We start from the raw sequence: 18,714 nt of genomic DNA on the forward strand, positions 1-18,714 counted from the left end.
AGTTGGCCACTTCGGTGCTCAGCGGGCCAATGGTGTCTGTTCAGTCGAGGACCGCGGTGGCTTCGATCTCGACCAGATGGTCGGGAACATCCAGTGCCGCGACGCCCAGCAGCGTGGCTGGCGGGACCGGGGTGGTGCCCAGCTTTGCGGCCGCCCGGGAGATCCCCTCCAGCAGTAGCGGCATCTTGTCGGGGGTCCAGTCAACGACGTAGAAGGTCAGTTTCGCCACGTCATCGAAGGAGCCGCCAGCCGCGGCCAAAGCGGTGCCGATGTTGAGGTAGCACTGCTCGACCTGTGCGGCGAGGTCGCCTTCACCGACCGTGACCCCTTCGGCATCCCAGGCGACCTGCCCGGCGATGAAGACCAGTTTCGACCCAGCTGCGATCGACACCTGCCGGTAGACATCGATCTTGGGCAATCCACTCGGGCTAATCAGGTTGACGGCCATGCTGCCTGCCTCCTCGTCCTGAGCGCCTGTGGGCTCGTGTCCGTCCCCAACGAGGGCACCTGCGCTCTCTTGTGGTTACTCAGGAACCGTAGGAGAGTGGGCGCTGACATGGAAGAACGCACTTTCCAGTGACTGGGGAACCCGATGGTGACCAAACAGATCAAGGGCTCATCCGAGGAGACGGACCTCAGACGCGCGGACTCATTGGCGCGAGAGATCTTCTCCGACGTTGCCAACAAGTGGGCATTCCTGATCATCGAGACTCTCGGTGCACGCACCCTGCGCTTCAGCGAACTGCGGAACGAGATCGAGGGCATCAGCCACAAGATGCTCACCCAGAACCTGCGCATGCTGGAGCGCAACGGCCTGGTCGAGAGAAACGTGCACCCCACCGTCCCGCCGCGTGTCGAATACACCCTCACCGAGCCGGGCCAGGGCCTACGCGCAACCGTCGACGCGATGTGCGACTGGACGCACCGTTATTTCGGGCACATCGAGGCCGCCCGCCACCGCTTCGACGCCTGACAGCTGATCACGATCGACAGCTGGGGTATTGGAGGGATTGCAAGCAGCTGCCGCGCGATCCGTCAGTGCGTGGGCTGCTTGGCTGCGATCCGCTTGGGGTGGGGGCGAGGCGCAGACCATCACCCGGCCCCGAGCAGTGAGCGGGAGGCGGGCCACGATGCCGGCGTCCGCCGTGCGGGGGCGGCGCGCCCGCACGGCGGAGCGGTCATACGGTGTTGACCGTGGTGCCCGCGCCTTCGAGCGCGGCTATCTCTTCGGCGGGGGCGGTGGTGTCGGTGACGAGGGTGTGCAGGAGGGCGGCGGGGCCGACGTAGGCGTAGGCGGTGCGGCCGAGTTTGGCGCCGTCGGTGGCGACGATGGTGCGGCGGGCCGAGGCGATGCCCGCTTTCTTCACCGCGGCGTCGTCGAGGTCGTAGGCGGTCAGGCCGTCGGCCGCGCTCAGTCCGCAGCAGCCGATGACGGCCGTGTCGAAGCGCAGGGCGGCCAGGGAGGCGAGGGTGAGAGGGCCGGTGAGGGCTCCCTCGGCGGCGCGGGGCTGTCCGCCGGGCACGACCAGTGTGGCGGGGCCGGGTGTCTCCCCGAGCAGGTGGATGGCCTGGAGGGACAGCGGCATCACGGTGACGGGCCGCTCGCGCAGGAGGCGGGCGACCTCCAGGCAGGTGGTGCCGCTGTCGAGCAGAACGCTCTCGCCGTCGGCGATGAGCGCGGAGACCTCGGCTGCGATCCGGCGTTTGGCGTCGACCGATTCGTGGGCGCGCAGCGCGAAGGGGGGCTCCTCGCCGCGGAGCAGCAGGGTGCGTGCCCCGCCGCGGACGCGTTCGAGGACGCCCTGGGCGGCGAGAGCGTCGAGGTCGCGGCGGATGGTCATCTCCGAGGCGCCGGTCAGCTCGGCGAGCTCTTGGACCGTGGCGCCGCCGGAGTCCCTGACGGCCTTCGCGATCAGTCCGTGCCGGTCTGCGTTGCTCATACCGCGATTGAACACCACCAGGGAGCGAACAAAAAATCTGTTCATTAGTTTGCCTTTTGAACATAGGAGACGTTCGTTACCGTGGGGGCATGCAACGTTCGCTTCGAGCCGCCCGTGTGGCGACCTACATCTACTTCGTCCTGTGCGGCACCTTGATGGGCACCTGGGTGGTGGCCATCCCCGCGATCAAGGACCGTGTGGGCATCAGCCACGCCACCCTCGGCGGCCAGCTGGTGCTGCTCGGGGTTGGAGCCTTCGTCGGGATGCAGGTGGCCGGCCCCCTGACCGACCGCCTGGGCTCGCGCATCGTGGTCCCCGCCAGCGGCATCCTGTGCGGCGCTGCCCTGGTCCTGCCCGGCCTCGCCCATGATCCCTGGACGCTGGCCGGCGCGCTGCTGGTCTTCGGGTTCTGCAACGGCTGCCTGGACGTGAGCATGAACGCGCACGCCGTGCACGTGGAGAAGGCGTACGGCCGGCCCGTCATGTCGGGTTTTCACGCCACGTTCTCCGTCGGCGGCGTCCTCGCCTCGCTCGCCGGAGCGGGCGCGGCGAGCGCGGGCCTGAGCCCGGCCGCGGGCATGGCCGCCATGGGAGCCGTGGGCATCGTGACCGCCCTGGTCTCGGCAGGCGCCCTGCTGCCCGCCGCTGAGAGCCCCGACGCCGGCTCCGGCTCCGCTACGGCGCCCGATGTGGCACCGGCCGCCAGGCACCGCGGCACCAGGGGGCGGGTCTGGCTGCTGGCCGCCCTGGCGCTGATGGTCATGCTGTGCGAGGGCGCCGCCAACGACTGGAGCGCCCTGCATCTCAAGGACGTCCTCGGTGCACCCGCCAGCACGGCTGCCTTCGCGTACGGCACCTTCGCCGCGGCCATGACCCTCGGCCGGCTGCTTGCGGACCGCTTCGTCGCCCGGTTCGGCTCCATGGCGATCCTGCGCCACGGCGCGGCCACGGCCGCCGCCGGCATCACACTCGTGGCCCTCGGCCCGTGGGTGTGGGCCGCGTTCGCCGGCTGGGCACTGTTCGGGCTGGGCCTGTCAGGCTGTGTACCGCAGCTGTTCAGCGCGGCCGGGCACGCCGACCCCGCAGCCGCCGGCGCCAACGTCTCCCGCGTTGCCGGACTCGGCTACGTCGGCATGCTCGCCGGCCCCGCTGTCATCGGCTGGCTGACCCACCTCGTCGCCCTGAACCACGCCTTCGTCCTGCTGACCCTGCTGTGCGCGACCACCGTCGTGGGCGCCCGCGTCCTGCGTACCGGAGCCGTCCAGACCCGCGAGGGCGAGCCGGCAGCCGGCGTCCACTGACCGCTTGTGCGGCACGGACCCGACCCCGTGTCGCACATGCCGCCCCCCAGCTCCCCGGTCCGCCGAGGACCGGGAGGCCGCAATCCGCCGCCGTCCCGAAGGAGCCCCTGATGCCCGTGCCCCACACCCAGCCCGCTCGCGGCCGCGTCGGTGTCCTGCTGCCCCGTGACCTCCCCGCCCGTGACGTGGTGCCGTACGCGCGGCGCGCCGAGGAACTGGGTTTCGAGCAGATCTGGGTGGTGGAGGACCTCGGCTGGCGCGGCGGCGTCGCCCAGGCCGCCACCGTCCTGGCCGCTACGACGCACATCAGCGTAGGCATCGGCATCCTTCCCGCCGGTGCCCGCAACGTGTGCTTCACCGCGATGGAACTGGCCACCCTCGCCCAGCTCCACCCCGGGCGCCTGATCGCCGGCATCGGCCACGGCATGCCCGACTGGATGCGCCAGGCCGGATACTGGCCCGCCAGCCCACTGACACTGATCAAGGAATACACGACCGCCCTGCGCCTGCTCCTGCGAGGCGAACCCGGGCCCGCGGGCGGCCGCTACGTACGGTGCGAAGGCGTCGTCCTCACCGAGACCTCCATCCCCGAGGCCATCCCGCCGGTCGTCCTGGGCGTGCGCGGCCCCCGATCACAGCAGGCCGCGGGCGAGGTCGCCGACGGACTCCTCCTGGCCGAACCCGCCGCCCCCGCCTACATCACCGCCTCCCTGCAGCACATGGACGGCAGCGCCGCCTCCGCCGGGGGCGACCGGGAGATCGTCACCTACGACGCAGCGGCCGTCGACGAGGACGAGGAAACTGCCCTCACCCGCGTCCGGCCCGGGCTGGAGGCCATCGGCGAGCCGGACTGGGCCGCGCACATCGAGCCCCTGCCCTTCGCTGCCGACCTGCGCGCACACCGCGCCGCCTGCCCCGACGGCCGCACGTTCGCCCAGACCATGCCCGCCGACTGGGTCCGTGAGCTGAGCATCGCCGGCACCCCCGACCAGGCCCGCGCGGCGATCGCCGCCCGTCACGCGGCCGGCGCGACCAGCGTCGTCCTCGCCCCCGCCGGCCCCGACGCCCTGGCATCCCTGGGTTCCCTCGCCCGCGCCCTGCCCCACCGCCCCTGACACCTACCGCCGGACCTGGAGGAACCCTCGCTACGTCCCCCGCCCCCTCGTGCTGTTCGACCTCTTCGGCGTCATCGCATGCGACCAACGCCCAGGCGCCATGGAGGAGACGGCCGCCCTGAGCGGCGCACCCCGTGCGTGGCGGATCTTCAACCGTCCGAACCGAATGGCCCCGGAGGTCCGGACCCTCGGCCCGCCGGGGCGGGAGGGCCGCCGGCACGGGCTGCACGGCGGACCAGCTCCAGGCGTGGATCGGCCACGACGCGGAGGACTGGCCCGACAGCCCTCTCCTCCTCATCACCGACGACCAGGCCCTGGCCTCCGAGGAGTTCCCGCCGTGGGCCGTGAACAACCAGCCCGACGAGGGCGACGACCCGTTCAGGAGCACCCTCGCCGCAGCCGGCTCCTTCATCGTCACACCAGCCACTCGATGTCTCCCGCCGCGTCCGCCTTCGCCTGCGCGGCCTGCAGCATCCGGCCGCACGCCCCGTCCGCCGCCCACCTGCGAAACCGCGCGTGCAGCGTCGCCCACGGACCATTGCGCTCGGGCATGTCCCGCCAGGCCGTCCGGTTCGGGACTTCCACACGATCCCGTTCAGGACCCGGCGGTCGTCCAGCCGCTTCCGCCCTCGCAACGACTCCGGCGCACCCGCACAACCCCGATCCGCGATTCCGTCTGTCCACGGACGTGCCGGTTTCAGCCGCTGGTTGGCTATTTCCGGCACCCGGCGGACAGCGCCCATCGGGAGCCTCACCATGGAAGCACCATCTTTCCGGCCGATTTTGGGGAGACAGCGATGGGTAAGCACGAAAAGCCGCCGGCCGACCCGGGTACGGGTACCCCGCCGCCCGGCAACAGCGACGGACAGGTCCCTCCGCCTCCGCCCAGCACCGGCAAGCGCAAGAAGTAGCGGTACGGTGCTGACGACCGCATCCGGCATCGACAGGCTGCGGCGGTCGCTGGCCGCTGCCATGGACCAGCGGGGCGACTGGCCCGAACGGTCCCCATGGATCCGTGAGGCCGTCGATGCCCTGCCCCGGCACCGGTTCGCCCCCGACCGCGTGTGGCGGTGGGACGGGCACGCCTACGTGCCGGTGGACCAGCGGATCGATCCGGCCGGCTGGGCGAGCGAGGTGTATCCGGGCCCCGACACGGCGACCGTCACCGAGGTCACCGACGGACTGCCGGCATCCAGCCTGTCCAGCCAGGCCGTCGTGGTCGACATGCTGGACTCCCTGCTCCTCGAACCCGGCCACCGCGTCCTGGAGCTGGGAACGGGCAGCGGATGGAACGCAGCCCTGCTCAGCCGACGGGCCGGACCCGATCGCACCGTCAGCGTCGAGGCGAGCCGCGACCTGGCACAGACGGCACGCCGGGCACTGTCCGCAGCCGGACTCACCGCGCACGTCGAAGTCGGTGACGGAGGCCAGGGCTGGGCCCCCGCAGCACCCTACGACCGGATCATCGCCACCTACGCCGTCGAGCGGATCCCGTGGGCCTGGATCGCACAGACCCGGCCGGGCGGACGCCTCGTCACCCCCTGGGGCCGGCTCGGACACATCGCCCTTACGGTCGCCGGCGACGGCCGGTCCGCGACAGGCTGGGTCCAGGGCCTGGCACAGTTCATGCCCGACCGCGGTGCGCTGCGCCGCGAACCGGACTTCACACAGGTGCGCGCCCGCAGCGAACCGGCCGAGGAGCGACCCTTCCCCCGCGACCTCACCCCGCTCCACGACAACGCACACCTGCGGTTCGCGCTGCGCGTCGCCCTGCCTCACCTGAGGACCACGCTCGCTCACGACGCTGACGGCCTCAACGCATGGATCCACGACGCGGAACAGTCCTGGGCCATGCTCTCGGCCATAGGCGGCGGCCGGACGATCGCCACCCAGGGCGGCCCCCGACGCCTGGCCGACGAACTCGAGGCGGCCTGGGACACATGGCTGGACCTGGGCGGCCCCGACCTGTACGACTTCGGCCTGACCGTCACCGACGATGGTGCGACGCAGTACATCTGGGTCAACGACCCCGCGGCCGAACCCCACTGGCTGATCCCCTGACACAGACCATGCGGACGATCGGACCTGCGAGGACCGGGTCATGGCCGCGCGCGGGCAGGTGGGATCTGCCGCGTGCAGGAGGGCCGGTCGTAGTCAGCCGCCGCGGACCAGTACGCGGTACGCGTACCGGCTGCTGGGCGGAGCTTGTGACCTGACGGCCCAACGCCGAGGCACCTCCCGGGAGCCGTCACCGCCCTGCGCGCCAGGACCCCGCCCGGTGGTCCAGGTCCCCGCCCGGCCCGGCACGCCCGGAGCCGAGCCCGACGTCAGCCGGCCACCCTTCCTGCCCGCCTGAACATCAGGCGAAAAGCGCCCACGACAGCTTCAGCATCGGCATCTCCCGTCCCGGACACGGTCGGCAATGCTCTGCGTCTTCTGCCGGATGGCGAGTACATCAGCCCGCGCCGAGGCACATAGCAGCATGGAAGTCAGCTGAACAACAGTGTTTCGGGATAGTCTCGCGGCCCAACCGGCTCACGCACGCGGCAGTCCGCCGCTGCCGAGGAAAGGTTCAATCATATGCCCGACGCGACAGCGCCTTTCAGCGAACTGGCATCGCAGTACACCACCAAAGTCACGGCCGACCTCGCACACAACGAGCAAGAACAGGCACGCGTCAGCTCCGAAATCGAAGCCCTCCAGGAGAAGTTGGCCGGCCTGCAGCGGGACCACGCGGTGCTGGTGACCATGCGAGAGGCGCTCGGCCTCACGCTCCAGGGCCCGGCCCCTGCTGCGCCCGCCACCACAGCTGTCCCGGCCCCCCGGAAGAACACCGCCCGCTCCGGCGCAGCGGGAGCCGCCACCCCGAGGTCAACCGCCTCGCGTCCTGCCGCGTCCGGGCCCGGCAAGACCAAGCAGAGCCGGCGGAAGAAGTCGGCCGCCGCCACCGGCCCGGCGCATGCGAACACCGAATCGCGGACGGAGGCACAGCCGAAGGCCAAGGCGAAAACAGCCACGCAGACGCAGCCCGGGGCTGCGGCCGGCAAGAGGAAGGCCGACAAGCAGCCCACCCTCGTGGACCTGGTGCGCGAACACCTCACCGGGACGAACGAACCGCGCTCGGCCGCGGAGATCACCGCCGCCCTCGGTGAGACTCACCCTCAGCGCGGCGCCAAGGCGACCGTCATCCGCAACACCCTCGAGAATCTGGTGGCCAAGGGGCAGGCGGAACGCTCCAAGCAGGGCAGCGCCGTCTTCTACACGGCTGCGGGCAAGGCCCAGGAGCAGCCCTCCGGGCAGCTCCCGAAGGTGTCTTCCGCGGCGACCGGGCAGGAATCCGAGGCCGTCGCAGCCGCCGTTCAGGCCAGTTGAGTCGGTGTGGCCGGGTGGCTGCACACGCGGCACCCCGGCCGAACCGTTCGCGGTGATGGGCGTGCTCGGCTCCGGCGTCGGCGGCTTCTCGGCCGCGATGCCCGGCGTCATCCTGGCAGCCACCCCCAAGAGCGAGACATCGAGCGACATGAGCTTCAACTACGTTGTCCGCAGAGTGTCGGGTACTCCCTGGGCAGCGCCATCGGCGGCCTGATCCTCGCCGCGGGCACCGGCCCCGGCCGCCTCTTCCCCGACGACAGCGCCTACACCACCGTGGCGCCGGCCGGTATCGGTGCCATGCCTCAGGTGATCGTGACCGTGGCCGTCATGACCGCCGTGGCCGTCGTGTCCTGGTGCGCCACGGCGGGTGAGGTCCGTCCCACCGCGGCGGTCACGGTGCCGGGGGCCGTTGTGTCTGCGTGCGCGCGCGTCTGCGGAAGCCGAGGGGTGTCTCCGAGGTGCGGTGGCGGAAGAAGCGGGTGAAGACCGTCGTGCTGGAGAAGCCGAGCCGGTCCGCGACCGCGGACGCCGGGAGCTGTGTGTGCAGCAGCAGCCGTTTGGCCTCCAGGACCAGCCGGTCGTCGATGAACGCCTTGGCCCCGCGCCCGACTGCGGCGTTCGTGGCGCGGGTCAGCGACCGCACGCTGTAGCCGAGGCGGGCCGCGTACGCCTCGACCTGGTGGTGACGGTCGAAGTCCTGCTCGACGGCGTCACGGAAGCGGCGGAAAGCGGCGTTTCCGGCATGCCTGCGCTGCCCGCCCGGCAGGTTCGCCAGACGCAGCACCAGGACCGACAGGGCATGTCGGACGACCGCGACGTGGACCTCCAGCGGCAGGTCACGCAGTCGGTGGTACTCGCCCTCCAACAGCTCCAGCGTCCGATCCAGGGGCTGCGCGGTATGCGGCGCGGGGGACATCGGCAGCCTCCAGGCCCTGCGGTCCAGTTGCGCCCCGGTGACGGTGGCCGCGTCGAGGAAGCTCGCCTGGAACAGCACCACCGCCGTATCCGGTACGTCCGCGCCGCCTCGGCACCCGTCCGGGAACCGTACGAACTGGCCGGGCCGGATCCACAGCCAGCTCCCGGGCGCCACCTGGCAGTCGGTGGTGTCCACCACGCAGCGCAGAAGCCCCGAGCGCACGGACATCACGAGGTGGAACCCCAGGCGCACGGGCGCGTCGGCCGTCGTACCGAGCCGCCCGATCCTGGTCAGCAGCCCGGGCAGGTCGGTGACCTCCACGCCGGGCGGCCCGCCGGGTGTGGAGGGGAAGGGGAAGGCGACGGGGCCGGAATCCTGTCCGATTCTGCTCATCTCGTGCCCGAGTCTATCGCCGGGCAGCGTGCGCAGATCCCTAGCGTGAGCTGTGGAACGGCCGGGGCACGGGCGTCGCGCCGAGCGCCGACGGCTCACCCGGACGACTGCTTCTGCGCACCCGGCCACCGGGCCGTGCGCCGAGCGGAGGAGGACGGCGGATGCGACTGATCGTGGGGATGACCGGGGCGACCGGGGCCGTGCTCGGGGTGCGGCTGCTGGAACGGCCGGCCGCCGATCCCGGGATCGAGACCCACCTGGTGATCAGCCGCTGGGCGCACGCCACCATCGAACTGGAGACGGGCCGCACGGTGCGTGAGGTGAGCGCACCGGCCGACGTCACCCATCGCCCGGAGGACCAGGGCTCGCCGCTGTCCTCCGGTTCCTTTCGCACCGACGGCATGGTGATCGTGCCGTGCAGCATGAAGACCCTGGCGGGGATCCGTGCCGGGCACGCCGACGGACTCGTGGGCCGTGCGGCGGACGTCGTGCTCAAGGAAGGCGGACCGCTCGTCCTGGTCCAGCGCGAGACCCCGCTCAACGCCACCTGGCGAACATGCTCGCGCTCGCGCGGATGGGCGTGCGCATCGTTCCCCCGATGCCCGCCTTCTACAACCGTCCGCGCACCGTCGACGACCTTGTCGACTACCTGGTGGTACGCGTCCTCGACCAGCTCGGTGTCGAAAGCCCCGCCCACGGCCGCTGGACCGGCATGCGCGCAGCCCGCGCCGAGCGACCCGCCGGCACCCCCTGACCGGCCCACCCCGTTCACGGACCGGCCCGACGCCGCTGCTCCGATCGGCGGCGCCCTGAGCGGCCCAACACCCCGCCCCCGACCGGCGCCCCCCTTGACCTGCCCAGCGACCCACCCCTGACCGGCCCCCAACCCCGACCCGCCCCACATCCAGACGAACAGGAGCCCGTCCGCGCCATGACCCCGCACTCCGATCCCGGCCCCGCCCCCCGCACCCGCCGTGACCTCGACCCTGCCCCCGGCAGCACCCAGCACCCCGCTCCCGACCCCGCCCTCGACTTCCGGGCCTTCGTCGCACGGCTGCTGGCCGACGGCGACGCGGTGGAGATCGGCAGGAGCGTCGATCCGCACCTCGAAGTGGGCGCCGTGACCCGTCGGGCGTACGAGACGGGCGCACCTGCCCCCTTGTTCACCTCCCTCACCGGCGCCGCCCCCGGCCACCGCGTCCTGGGCGCCCCGGCCGGACTGGGCGACCCCCGGTCGGGCACCGCCCACGCGCGGCTCGCCGCGCACGTCGGGCTGCCCCGCGACGCCGGGCCGCGCCGGATCGTGGAACACCTCGTCGCCGCCATGCACGCGGACCCCGTCGCGCCGGTCGAGGTCGCCACCGGCCCGTGCAAGCAGAACGTCCGCACCGGTGACGACGTCGACCTGGAACTCTTCCCCGTACCCCTGCTCCACCAGGAGGACGGCGGACGGTACTTCGGCACCTACGGTTTCCACGTGGTGCGCACCCCGGACGGCTCGTGGACGAGCTGGTCGGTGGCCCGCACCATGCTGCGCGACCGCAGGACCCTGGTCGGTCCCGCCATGGCGCAGCAACACGTCGGCATGATCCGTGAGGCGTGGCGCGGGACGGGCCGGCACACACCGTGGGCGATGGTCCTGGGCGCCCCGCCCGCGGCGCTCGCCGCCGCGGGCATGCCGCTCCCGGCGCACGTCGACGAGGACGGCTACGTCGGCGCGCTCACCGGCAGCCCGGTCGAGGTGGTCCGTACCGAGACGAACGGACTGTACGTGCCCGCCAACGCCGAGATCGTCCTGGAGGGTTACCTCAGCAGCGACGATACCGCCCCCGAGGGGCCGATGGGGGAGTACCACGGGTACGCGTTCCCCGACGGCAAGGAGCAGCCCGTCTTCCACGTCGAGGCGGTCACCTACCGCGACGATCCGATTCTGCCGGTCTGCGCGGCCGGGGTGCCGCCGGAGGAGAACCACACGATCTGGGGCACCATGATCGCGGCCGCCGCCTTGGACGTGCTGCGCGCCGCCGGGCTGCCGGTCACCCTGGCGTGGTGCCCCTACGAGGCCGCCACCTGCTGGCTCGCCGTCTCCGTCGACCGCGCCCGGCGGACCGAACTCGGCCTGGACCGGGCCGGGTTGATCCGTTCGATCGCCAACGTGCTGTTCGCCTCGCACGCCGGATGGCTGGTGCCCAAGGTGATCGTCGTCGACGACGACATCGACGTCACCGACATCGGCCAGGTCGTCTGGGCGCTCGCCACCCGCAGTCACCCGGACACCGGCCACCACACCTTCCCGCAGGCCCCGGGCATCCCGATGGTCCCCTACCTCACCCCGGCGGAGGTCCGCGCCGCCCGGGGCGGCAAGTCGGTCACGGACTGCCTGCTGCCGGACGACTTCCGCGGCACCACCGCCTCCTTCCGCACGTCCTACCCCCGCGAACTGCAAGAGCACGTGCTGGAGAACTGGACGGACTACGGCTACGACGCCTGACGGTGCGGAAACCTGACCGCAGCGGTGACCGCGGGGCGCGCGGTGACGAACACCGGCCCTGGCTGGATCCACGGTCGACATCCTGTCCTTCGGCGGCACGAAGAACGGCCTGCTGTTCGGGGAGTGCGTGGTGGTCCTGGACCCGTCCCGTGTCTCGGGCATGCCGTATCTGCGCGAACGCTCGGCGCAGCTCGCCTCCAAAATGCGTTTCCTCTCCGTCCAGTTCGGGGCGCTTCTCAACGGAGACCTGTGGCAGCGCAGCGCGAGGCGCGCGAACGCCATGGCCACACGGCTGAGCGTCCTTCTGTCACGTATGGAGGGAGTGACGGTCCGCTTTACCTCAATGACGAAAGCCGCGGCGAGGTGCGGCCGGTGTGTTCCTACGACACCACGGAAGAGGACGTCGACGACTTCGCCGCTGCTGCCGAGGCAGCGATCAGGTCGGCCTGAACCGGACCGCCGACGGACACGTGCGGTGTCGCCGAAGGCAGCCGCGGCCCTGGCCCCACAGCTCCTGACCGGTCAGGACGACCGGCTGAGGTCGGTGGTGGAACGCCAGGAGCCCGGCGATGCCGTTGCGCTGGATCTCGGGCGCGCCGGTGAGGATTCGGAACATGCGGACCTTGTGGAAGAGGTACTCGATCTCTGACGGACAATCAGCTCGTCGTCGAGAACGTCAGGGGGTCTTCGCGGTGGCAGGCACAGGACATGGCAACTACTGCGGTCCCGACCTATTCTCACCTCGCGATCTCGCGGCACCCCTGACAGCCGTGATCACCGAGGACGTCCCCGGCAAGCCGCTGCATCCTGGTCTGTGAGACGCGCGCCCGTCAGCCTCGCACGTTCGCCCGCACTCTCGGCATCCATATCAGCGTTGCCGTCGAGTGGCAGCGGGCCGCAGCCGAGGGCTGGGGCGCCCATGCCGCCCAAGTCAGCGGTCGACAGGACTCCTGAAGACGGGCTCGGTCAGCCCGTGAGATCCGTTCCACTCCGGACGAAGCCCAGGTCTATCGGCGTTGCCGGTGCACCGCCTTTCCGCACGTCGGCGAGCAATTCGGGCAGCTGTGGCGGCCACAACGGCTCGGTGTCACCGGACAGATCCTCTGGCGACCACCAGCGCCACCGGAGGATCTTGTCTGCGGCGTGCGAGGCGGCGAGAGCGCCGACCGGATCTCGGCGGGGACCGTACGCGAGAAAGATGTGTTCGTGCTGGCGAACAGGGACACCCGCCCGGGTGAAGTCGTGTTCCCAAAGGCACAGCAGGGTGCTGTCGAGCTTGATGTCGGCCCATCCGGTCTCTTCACGCAGCTCACGCTCGGCTGCTTGCCGTGGCGTCTCGCCCGGCTCCGTCCCGCCGCCGGGCATCGCCCAGTGGACACCGACTTCCTCGTTGTCATACCGGAACAGGAAGACTGACCCCGCCGGGTCCAGGACCGCGACTCTGGCTGCGTGTCTGGGTATCCGCATTGGGTCAGCCTGTCAGCACTGAACGCCGCTGTCGAACAGGTCAGTGGTCCGGGCATTCCGAGAGTTCCAATACCCCGACTCCACCGCTAGGGCAGGCCGAATCCGGCTGGCGCGACGACCTGGCCGTCGAACGGCTGGAGATGGTCATCGACCAGATCGATGACCGATCTGGCGGCCCTCGACGCCGGCGAGCACGTCAGCGGTCCGGCCGCCGACGAATACCGACGCCGCCTTGCACGGGCGGCGCCGTTCGCCGGACGCGCGGTGAACACCGTCCGCAATGCCGAGCGCCTCTTGGTCAGCGCCGGCCCCTCCATCCACCACGGCCGGGCCATGACGTGCGTCTACCGCGCGGAGACCGCCGTGTGCCGCCGGATCCGCATCGCGGCCGGGCTGCCCGCCGACGATCCCGACGAGTCCGAATGCGAGCCCTCCTGCCGCAACCTCGCCTACACCGACCGCGACATCGCCGCCCTGCACGACCGGCTCACCCGCCAGCGGTACGCGGCCACCGACCCGTTGGTCCCGCGCCCCGACGCGAGCGAGCACGAGCACAGGCGGAGAGCACGCGCGGCATCATCAGCCAACACCAGGCCAGCCGCCCCACGCGCGGCGGCACAACCCGGGGAGGAACCTGATGGGCGGCAAACTCCGCGGCTGACCATCAGCGAACTTGCCCTCAAAGCTGGCCTGCGCCGCGACATCGTCTACCAGCACGTCGACCTCGTGGCCTCCTACCAGGCCCAGGACAAGGCCCGCGAAGCAATCCCCGAGGCGATGGCCGCGATGGCCCGCGAACTGGAGAGGACACAGATCGGGTGTGGCTGGACGAGTTCGAGCTGTAGGCGGATCCGGTGTGTGGTGAGAACCGCGTGGGCGAGATCGTCGAGGGCGGTACTTCGGAGCTGAGCGGTCATGCGGTGAGGGCAGGGTTGCGCAAGCGGGCAACGGCCTGGACGGCGTGGTGGAGACCGTCGCCGCGTTGCCGGCAGTCGCGGAGGATCTTGTAGTTCTTCCTGCGGGAGAAGGTGTGCTCGACGCGGGCGCGGATCTTGCGATGCTGAGCGTTGTCCTCTTCCTCGTCTTTCAGCAGCGGCCGTCCGGGGCGTTTGCGGTGTGGGACGATCAGTCCGGTGTTGATGTAGGCGCCGTCGCCGAGGACCGTCGCACCTTCGCAGTGGACGGCCGGTCCGGAGTCCCGCCAGGCTTTCGCGTCTGCCGTGGTGCCGGGCACCGGGCACACCGCGGCCACCACCAAGCGGGTCTCGGCGCCTCCGATGACCGCCGCATGGTGAGGTTCGTGCGGTAGTACACGGCCACCAGCAGCACCCGCTCGGCAGCGGCAGCCGCCACGGCCGACCCCGCCCGCACCCCTCACCACCACGTTCCCGGACCGCCTTCAACAGCCGGCCGAACTGATAGCCCCGCAACCCGGTGAACGTCTCCACCCCACACCCGCCCAGCCCTCAACACCCCACCTTTACAAGGAAGATGTCCAGCACACAGCCTTTGGCGACACCCTTTAATGACTACGTTTCGTCACCTGCGCAGCCCTACTCCGTCGGTGGCTTCACCGCACGAACCACCTATCGCAAGTGATCTTTCAAATGGCACCATTGGGGCGTCATACACGCCTTGTCCTCATCTCCTCATCGAAGTGTGAGCATCCGTAGATGCGAATATCCCTCGGCACGGCGCGCCGTACAGGTGGCGCGGCCGTGCTCTCCCTGGCCACTGCCCTGGCCGGGCTCGCCTTCCCCGCGACCGCGCATGCGGCCGTGAGCTGCTCGCCCGGCGTGTGGAAGGCCCAGTACTACGCCAACACCGCCTTCTCCGGCACTCCGAAGGACACCGTCTGCGATACCGCCATCGCCGAGAACTACGGCTACGGCGACCCCTCCGGCGTGACCCTGCCGAGTGACTACTTCGGCGTCCGCTGGACCACCACCCGCAACTTCGGCTCCGGCGGTCCCTTCGACCTGAGCGTCGCCGTCCAGGACGGCGCCCGCGTCTACCTCGACGGCACTCGCAAGATCGACCTGTGGCGCAACGTCAGCTCGACCCAGCGCAAGACCGTCCGCCTCACGGTCCCGCGCGGGACCCACACCCTGCGCGTGGACTTCGCCGCCTTCACCGGCACCGCCAACGTCTCCTTCTCCTACACCCCGGTCATCGGCGCCACGTACGACAAGACCGCCCCCTTGGCACCGGCCGGCGGGAAGTCGAGCTACTCGGCGTCCACCCTGAAGACGACCCTGACCTGGTCCCGCAACTACGAGATGGACCTGGCCGGTTACCGCGTCTACCGCCGCGTCGCCGGCACCAGCGGCTGGGGTCTGCGCAACTCCACTCTGATCACGGGCACCACCTTCACCGAAGCGCCCCCGGCCACCGGCGCCACCTACGAGTATGCCCTCCGCGCCGTCGACCGCTCCAACAACGTCTCCGCGCTGTCCGCCGTGACGAGCGTCGTCAGCGCCGACAGGACGGCCCCCGCCGCGCCCACCGGGTTCACGGCCACGTACGACCCGTCTGCCGGCGCCCGGCTCTCCTGGTCCGCGGTGAGTGGGGCGAGCTCCTACGAGGTGCAGCGAGCTGTCGCGCCCGAGGGGCCGTTCGCCTCGGTCGGCTCACCCACGCGGAGCTCCGCCGTGACCGACCCGGCCGCCGCCGTGGGCACGACCTACTACTACCGCGTGCGGGCCAAGGACAGTGCGGGCAACGCCTCCCCATACTCCGCGCCCGTCCAGCTCGACGCCACCGAGGCCAAGCCGCTGCCGCCGACGGCCGTCTCCGCCAACGGCTGGGTCGACCGCAACACCGTAAGCTGGCGGTACGACGGTGACGCGTCCCATCGGTTCCACGTCTACGCCGCCGAGTCGGCCGACGGTCCCTGGACCCGGCTGACCGAGACGCCGGCCACCGGCTCCGCCTACGACGACTACGCGGCGCCCGTCCGCGAGGTGCGCTACTACCAGGTCAGGACGGTCACGATCCACGGCACGGAGTCGAACCCGTCAGCGACGGCCTCGGCCACCCGCACCGGCGACGTCACCCCGCCGCACATGCCGTACGGCCTCAACGCCTGGGACGGCTCGGACGGTGTGCACCTCGTCTGGACGCCCAACACCGACGACACGGACCACTACCTCGTCATGCGTGCGTCGACGTTCGGCGCGTGGGAGCAGATCGCCGTGGTGCGGGACGGCAAGTACCTGGACACCAGTACCCCGGCCGGCGTGCAGTTCGGCTACACCGTCCGCGCCGTCGACGCGGCCGGCAACGTCTCCCGCATGCCCGAGCCCGGCTACGGCACCGTCTACGGCAAGCGCCTGACGGTCTACGAGAAGCCGGCCGCGCCCGCCTCGGTCACCGCGACGGCCGCCAACGGCAACGTCAAGGTGGAGTGGACCGCGAGCACGTCGGCCGATGTGGCCGGCTACTACGTCTACCGTACGACCGGCACGGACCCGGCGACGGCCTACTCGGTCTCCCCGCTCATCACAGGGACGACCTTCACGAACGAGAACGTGCCCGCCGGCAAGACCTGGCACTACGTGGTGCGCGCCGTCAGCACGCACAGCCAGTGGTCCGACTTCTCGCCGATGGCCGAAGTCACCGTGCCCTGCTCGGTCATCACCGCACCGGCCACTCCCCGGATCACCGGGGGCGGCAGGGGCGCGGACCACGTCCAGCTCAACTGGGAGGCCGGTGCGTGCGACCAGGAGGCGACCGTCTCGTACAACGTCTACCGGTCCACGTCCGGCTCGGACGTCTTCACCCCTGAGCGCCGCATCGCCACGGGGGTTACGGCACTGACGTACAAGGACGCCGGTCTGGCGCGGGCGTACTACTACTACGTCGTCACCGCCGTGGCCGCCGACGGCGCCGAATCGGCCCCGCAGGCCGTGCCGTTCGGGATATCGATGATGGCGCCCTGACGCACCGCTCGATCCTCGGCCCCCGCCCATCCGGTCACCTCATGCTTCCGGACGGCGGGGGCCTTCGCGCCGGAGGACGGCAGCGCGATCAAGGTGCGTTCCCGCGTGCCCGGAGTCCGCCGTCACGGCCCCGCGCTCACCCGGACGGACCAGACGCCAGCCCCAGCGCCGCCGCTCTGGCCGGCGGGACGCCCTTGACGCCGGTATCCCCTGGGGGAGGGCCGTCGCCCGACCGCGAAGCCGCGCGACGAGGCATCGCGGTCACGGCGGGGGAGGCTTCGGACGCACTGCTCACGGGCGTGGCCCGATCAGCCGTTGCCCGGCACGTACTGAGATCGCCGTCGCCGGGCAGGAGTCCGCGGCGTCCAGCGCACGTTCGTCCTCGGGGATGTCCGCGGCGAGCGGCTCCGCCCGGCCCTCGTCGTCCAGCCGGTACAGCTCGGGAGCGATACCGGCGCACATGCCCGATCCCATGCACAGGGCGCGGTCCACCCCGGTCGTCCAGGACACCGCCCTCACCACCCCACCGGCATCTCGCGCGGACCACGGACCAGCATCTGGTCCTTCCACCGCACGTCGCCCGCGAGACGCAGACCGGGGAAGCGTTCGAGCAGGGCCCCCAGAGCCTCCTGAAGCTCCAGCCTGGCGAGCGGTGCGCCGAGGCAGTGGTGCACCCCGTGTCCGAACCCGAGATGCTGGACGCCGGTCCGGGTGATGTCGAGCCGGCCGGGGTCCGCGAACTTCAGCGCGTCGCGGTTGGCGGCGCCGATCGCGACCAGGACGGGCTCACCGGCACGGACGAGGGTACCGCCGACCTCCACGTCCTCGGTGGCGTACCTGGGGAAGCTCGCGCCGCTGCCCAGGGGCACGAAGCGCATGAGTTCCTCGACCGCGCCGTGCAGCAGCTCGGGGCTCTTGCGGAGTATCTCCATCTGCTCGGGGTGGTCGAGCAGCGTGTGCACGAAGTTGGGGATCTGTGTGGCCGTCGTCTCGTGACCGGCGACGAGGATGCCGTCGCACAGATCGACCAGTTCCAGTTCGCTCAGCCGGTCACCGGTGTCACGTGCCTCGATCAGGCCCGTCATCAGGTCGGGCCGCGGGTTGCGCCGGTGGTCCGCCACCAGTCCGGTCATGTAGGCCCGCAGTTCCTGCCTGTTGCGTTCCGACTCCGCAGCCGTCAGGGAGCTGGTGGAAAGCGCCGCGTCGCTCCACGCCCGAAACCTGGGGCGGTCCTCCTCCGGCACTCCCAGCATGCGGCAGATGACGGCGACCGGGATCGGCAGCGCGTAGTGTTCCACGAGGTCGGCAGGCTGCCCCATGGCCTCCATCTCGTCGAGCAGCCGGTGCGCCAGCTCCCGGACCGCCGGACGCATTTTCTCCACTTGGTGCACGGTGAACGCCTTCGCCACCAGCGTGCGCAGCCGCGTGTGCCCGGGCGGGTCCATGCTGAGGATGCCGCTGTCCTGGCTGCCCTCCGAATGACGTGGTGCGTCGTGCCGTAGCGCCTCCGCCCTGCTGAAGCGGCGGTCACCCAGAACGAGGCGCGCGTCGGCATACCGAGTGGCCAGCCAGGCGGGCTCCCCGTACGCCAGACGCACGCGTATCAGGCCCGGTTCCTCCAGCGCCGCCTGGTACGCGTCCGCCAGGCTCAGCCCGTCGGGCTCGTTGAACGGATAGGGGACGGGCTGTTCGGCCGTGACCGTCATGCCGTGACCTCCCGGTGGCTCGGTGGATGCCACTCGATGATCACGGCCGTTCACCGGCGTCGGCAACAGCGC

At 71.0% G+C, this 18,714-nt stretch carries 16 protein-coding genes and 3 pseudogenes; 11 read left to right on the forward strand and 8 right to left on the reverse strand.

The window, feature by feature from the left end; translation table 11 throughout:
• Window positions 1-40 precede the first annotated feature (40 nt).
• Window positions 41-448, reverse strand: a complete 408-nt coding sequence (locus tag ACZ4W9_RS13040; protein ID WP_467935232.1) for a RidA family protein — start codon at window positions 446-448, stop codon at window positions 41-43.
• Window positions 449-592: 144 nt separating this feature from the next.
• On the opposite strand from ACZ4W9_RS13040, the gene ACZ4W9_RS13045 reads away from it, so the two are divergent.
• Window positions 593-973, forward strand: a complete 381-nt coding sequence (locus ACZ4W9_RS13045) for a winged helix-turn-helix transcriptional regulator (protein WP_467935234.1) — start codon at window positions 593-595, stop codon at window positions 971-973.
• A 205-nt stretch (window positions 974-1,178) separates the two neighbouring features.
• Here ACZ4W9_RS13045 and ACZ4W9_RS13050 read toward each other — a convergent pair whose 3' ends face one another.
• A complete protein-coding gene (locus tag ACZ4W9_RS13050; RefSeq protein WP_467935235.1) occupies window positions 1,179-1,940 on the reverse strand; it encodes a DeoR/GlpR family DNA-binding transcription regulator in 762 nt (253 codons plus the stop codon).
• Window positions 1,941-2,029: 89 nt separating this feature from the next.
• On the opposite strand from ACZ4W9_RS13050, the gene ACZ4W9_RS13055 reads away from it, so the two are divergent.
• Both ACZ4W9_RS13055 and ACZ4W9_RS13060 read left to right on the forward strand, forming a co-directional pair.
• A complete protein-coding gene (locus ACZ4W9_RS13055) occupies window positions 2,030-3,241 on the forward strand; it encodes an MFS transporter (RefSeq protein ID WP_467935236.1) in 1,212 nt (403 codons plus the stop codon).
• Between the two features lie 110 nt (window positions 3,242-3,351).
• Entirely contained in the window at window positions 3,352-4,356 is a 1,005-nt protein-coding gene (locus ACZ4W9_RS13060) for an LLM class flavin-dependent oxidoreductase (RefSeq protein WP_467935237.1), read from the forward strand.
• A gap of 414 nt (window positions 4,357-4,770) precedes the next feature.
• Here the strand turns inward: ACZ4W9_RS13060 and ACZ4W9_RS13065 are convergent, their stop codons facing one another.
• On the reverse strand, window positions 4,771-4,941 hold the full coding sequence (locus tag ACZ4W9_RS13065; protein ID WP_467935239.1) for a transposase: 171 nt from the start codon (window positions 4,939-4,941) through the stop codon (window positions 4,771-4,773).
• A gap of 333 nt (window positions 4,942-5,274) precedes the next feature.
• On the opposite strand from ACZ4W9_RS13065, the gene ACZ4W9_RS13070 reads away from it, so the two are divergent.
• Both ACZ4W9_RS13070 and ACZ4W9_RS13075 read left to right on the forward strand, forming a co-directional pair.
• Complete coding sequence (locus ACZ4W9_RS13070; RefSeq protein WP_467935240.1) at window positions 5,275-6,417, forward strand: methyltransferase domain-containing protein; 1,143 nt, start codon at window positions 5,275-5,277, stop codon at window positions 6,415-6,417.
• A 519-nt stretch (window positions 6,418-6,936) separates the two neighbouring features.
• The gene (locus tag ACZ4W9_RS13075; protein ID WP_467935241.1) at window positions 6,937-7,728 is read left to right on the forward strand and encodes a hypothetical protein; all 792 of its coding nucleotides are present in this window, start codon (window positions 6,937-6,939) and stop codon (window positions 7,726-7,728) included.
• A 391-nt stretch (window positions 7,729-8,119) separates the two neighbouring features.
• Here the strand turns inward: ACZ4W9_RS13075 and ACZ4W9_RS13080 are convergent, their stop codons facing one another.
• Window positions 8,120-9,037 (reverse strand): helix-turn-helix domain-containing protein, encoded by a 918-nt coding sequence (locus ACZ4W9_RS13080; RefSeq protein WP_467935243.1) that lies wholly within the window; start codon window positions 9,035-9,037, stop codon window positions 8,120-8,122.
• A 161-nt stretch (window positions 9,038-9,198) separates the two neighbouring features.
• Between ACZ4W9_RS13080 and ACZ4W9_RS13085 the strand changes: the two are divergent.
• From ACZ4W9_RS13085 to ACZ4W9_RS13100, 4 genes and pseudogenes are all read left to right on the forward strand, one after another.
• Window positions 9,199-9,791 (forward strand): annotated as a pseudogene (locus tag ACZ4W9_RS13085) (UbiX family flavin prenyltransferase).
• 177 nt (window positions 9,792-9,968) lie between these two features.
• Window positions 9,969-11,528, forward strand: a complete 1,560-nt coding sequence (locus ACZ4W9_RS13090; RefSeq protein ID WP_467935244.1) for a UbiD family decarboxylase — start codon at window positions 9,969-9,971, stop codon at window positions 11,526-11,528.
• A gap of 73 nt (window positions 11,529-11,601) precedes the next feature.
• Window positions 11,602-11,978 (forward strand): annotated as a pseudogene (locus tag ACZ4W9_RS13095) (threonine aldolase); the annotation flags it as partial.
• 25 nt (window positions 11,979-12,003) lie between these two features.
• Window positions 12,004-12,177: a hypothetical protein gene (locus tag ACZ4W9_RS13100; protein ID WP_467935245.1), complete on the forward strand. Its 174-nt coding sequence runs from the start codon at window positions 12,004-12,006 to the stop codon at window positions 12,175-12,177.
• Between the two features lie 317 nt (window positions 12,178-12,494).
• Here the strand turns inward: ACZ4W9_RS13100 and ACZ4W9_RS13105 are convergent, their stop codons facing one another.
• On the reverse strand, window positions 12,495-12,995 hold the full coding sequence (locus ACZ4W9_RS13105; RefSeq protein WP_467935246.1) for an NUDIX hydrolase: 501 nt from the start codon (window positions 12,993-12,995) through the stop codon (window positions 12,495-12,497).
• 159 nt (window positions 12,996-13,154) lie between these two features.
• On the opposite strand from ACZ4W9_RS13105, the gene ACZ4W9_RS13110 reads away from it, so the two are divergent.
• Window positions 13,155-13,904: a hypothetical protein gene (locus ACZ4W9_RS13110; RefSeq protein WP_467935247.1), complete on the forward strand. Its 750-nt coding sequence runs from the start codon at window positions 13,155-13,157 to the stop codon at window positions 13,902-13,904.
• Between the two features lie 4 nt (window positions 13,905-13,908).
• Here the strand turns inward: ACZ4W9_RS13110 and ACZ4W9_RS13115 are convergent.
• Window positions 13,909-14,501: pseudogene (locus ACZ4W9_RS13115) on the reverse strand (transposase family protein).
• Window positions 14,502-14,668: 167 nt separating this feature from the next.
• Here ACZ4W9_RS13115 and ACZ4W9_RS13120 point away from each other — a divergent pair.
• On the forward strand, window positions 14,669-16,936 hold the full coding sequence (locus ACZ4W9_RS13120; RefSeq protein ID WP_467935249.1) for a fibronectin type III domain-containing protein: 2,268 nt from the start codon (window positions 14,669-14,671) through the stop codon (window positions 16,934-16,936).
• Window positions 16,937-17,227: 291 nt separating this feature from the next.
• Here ACZ4W9_RS13120 and ACZ4W9_RS13125 read toward each other — a convergent pair whose 3' ends face one another.
• A complete protein-coding gene (locus tag ACZ4W9_RS13125) occupies window positions 17,228-17,455 on the reverse strand; it encodes a ferredoxin (RefSeq protein WP_229926847.1) in 228 nt (75 codons plus the stop codon).
• Complete coding sequence (locus ACZ4W9_RS13130; protein ID WP_467935250.1) at window positions 17,452-18,642, reverse strand: cytochrome P450; 1,191 nt, start codon at window positions 18,640-18,642, stop codon at window positions 17,452-17,454. Before ACZ4W9_RS13130 ends, ACZ4W9_RS13125 begins: the two co-directional genes overlap by 4 nt.
• Window positions 18,643-18,714 lie beyond the last annotated feature (72 nt).

The sequence above is a fragment of the Streptomyces sp. NPDC029296 genome, assembly GCF_055569255.1.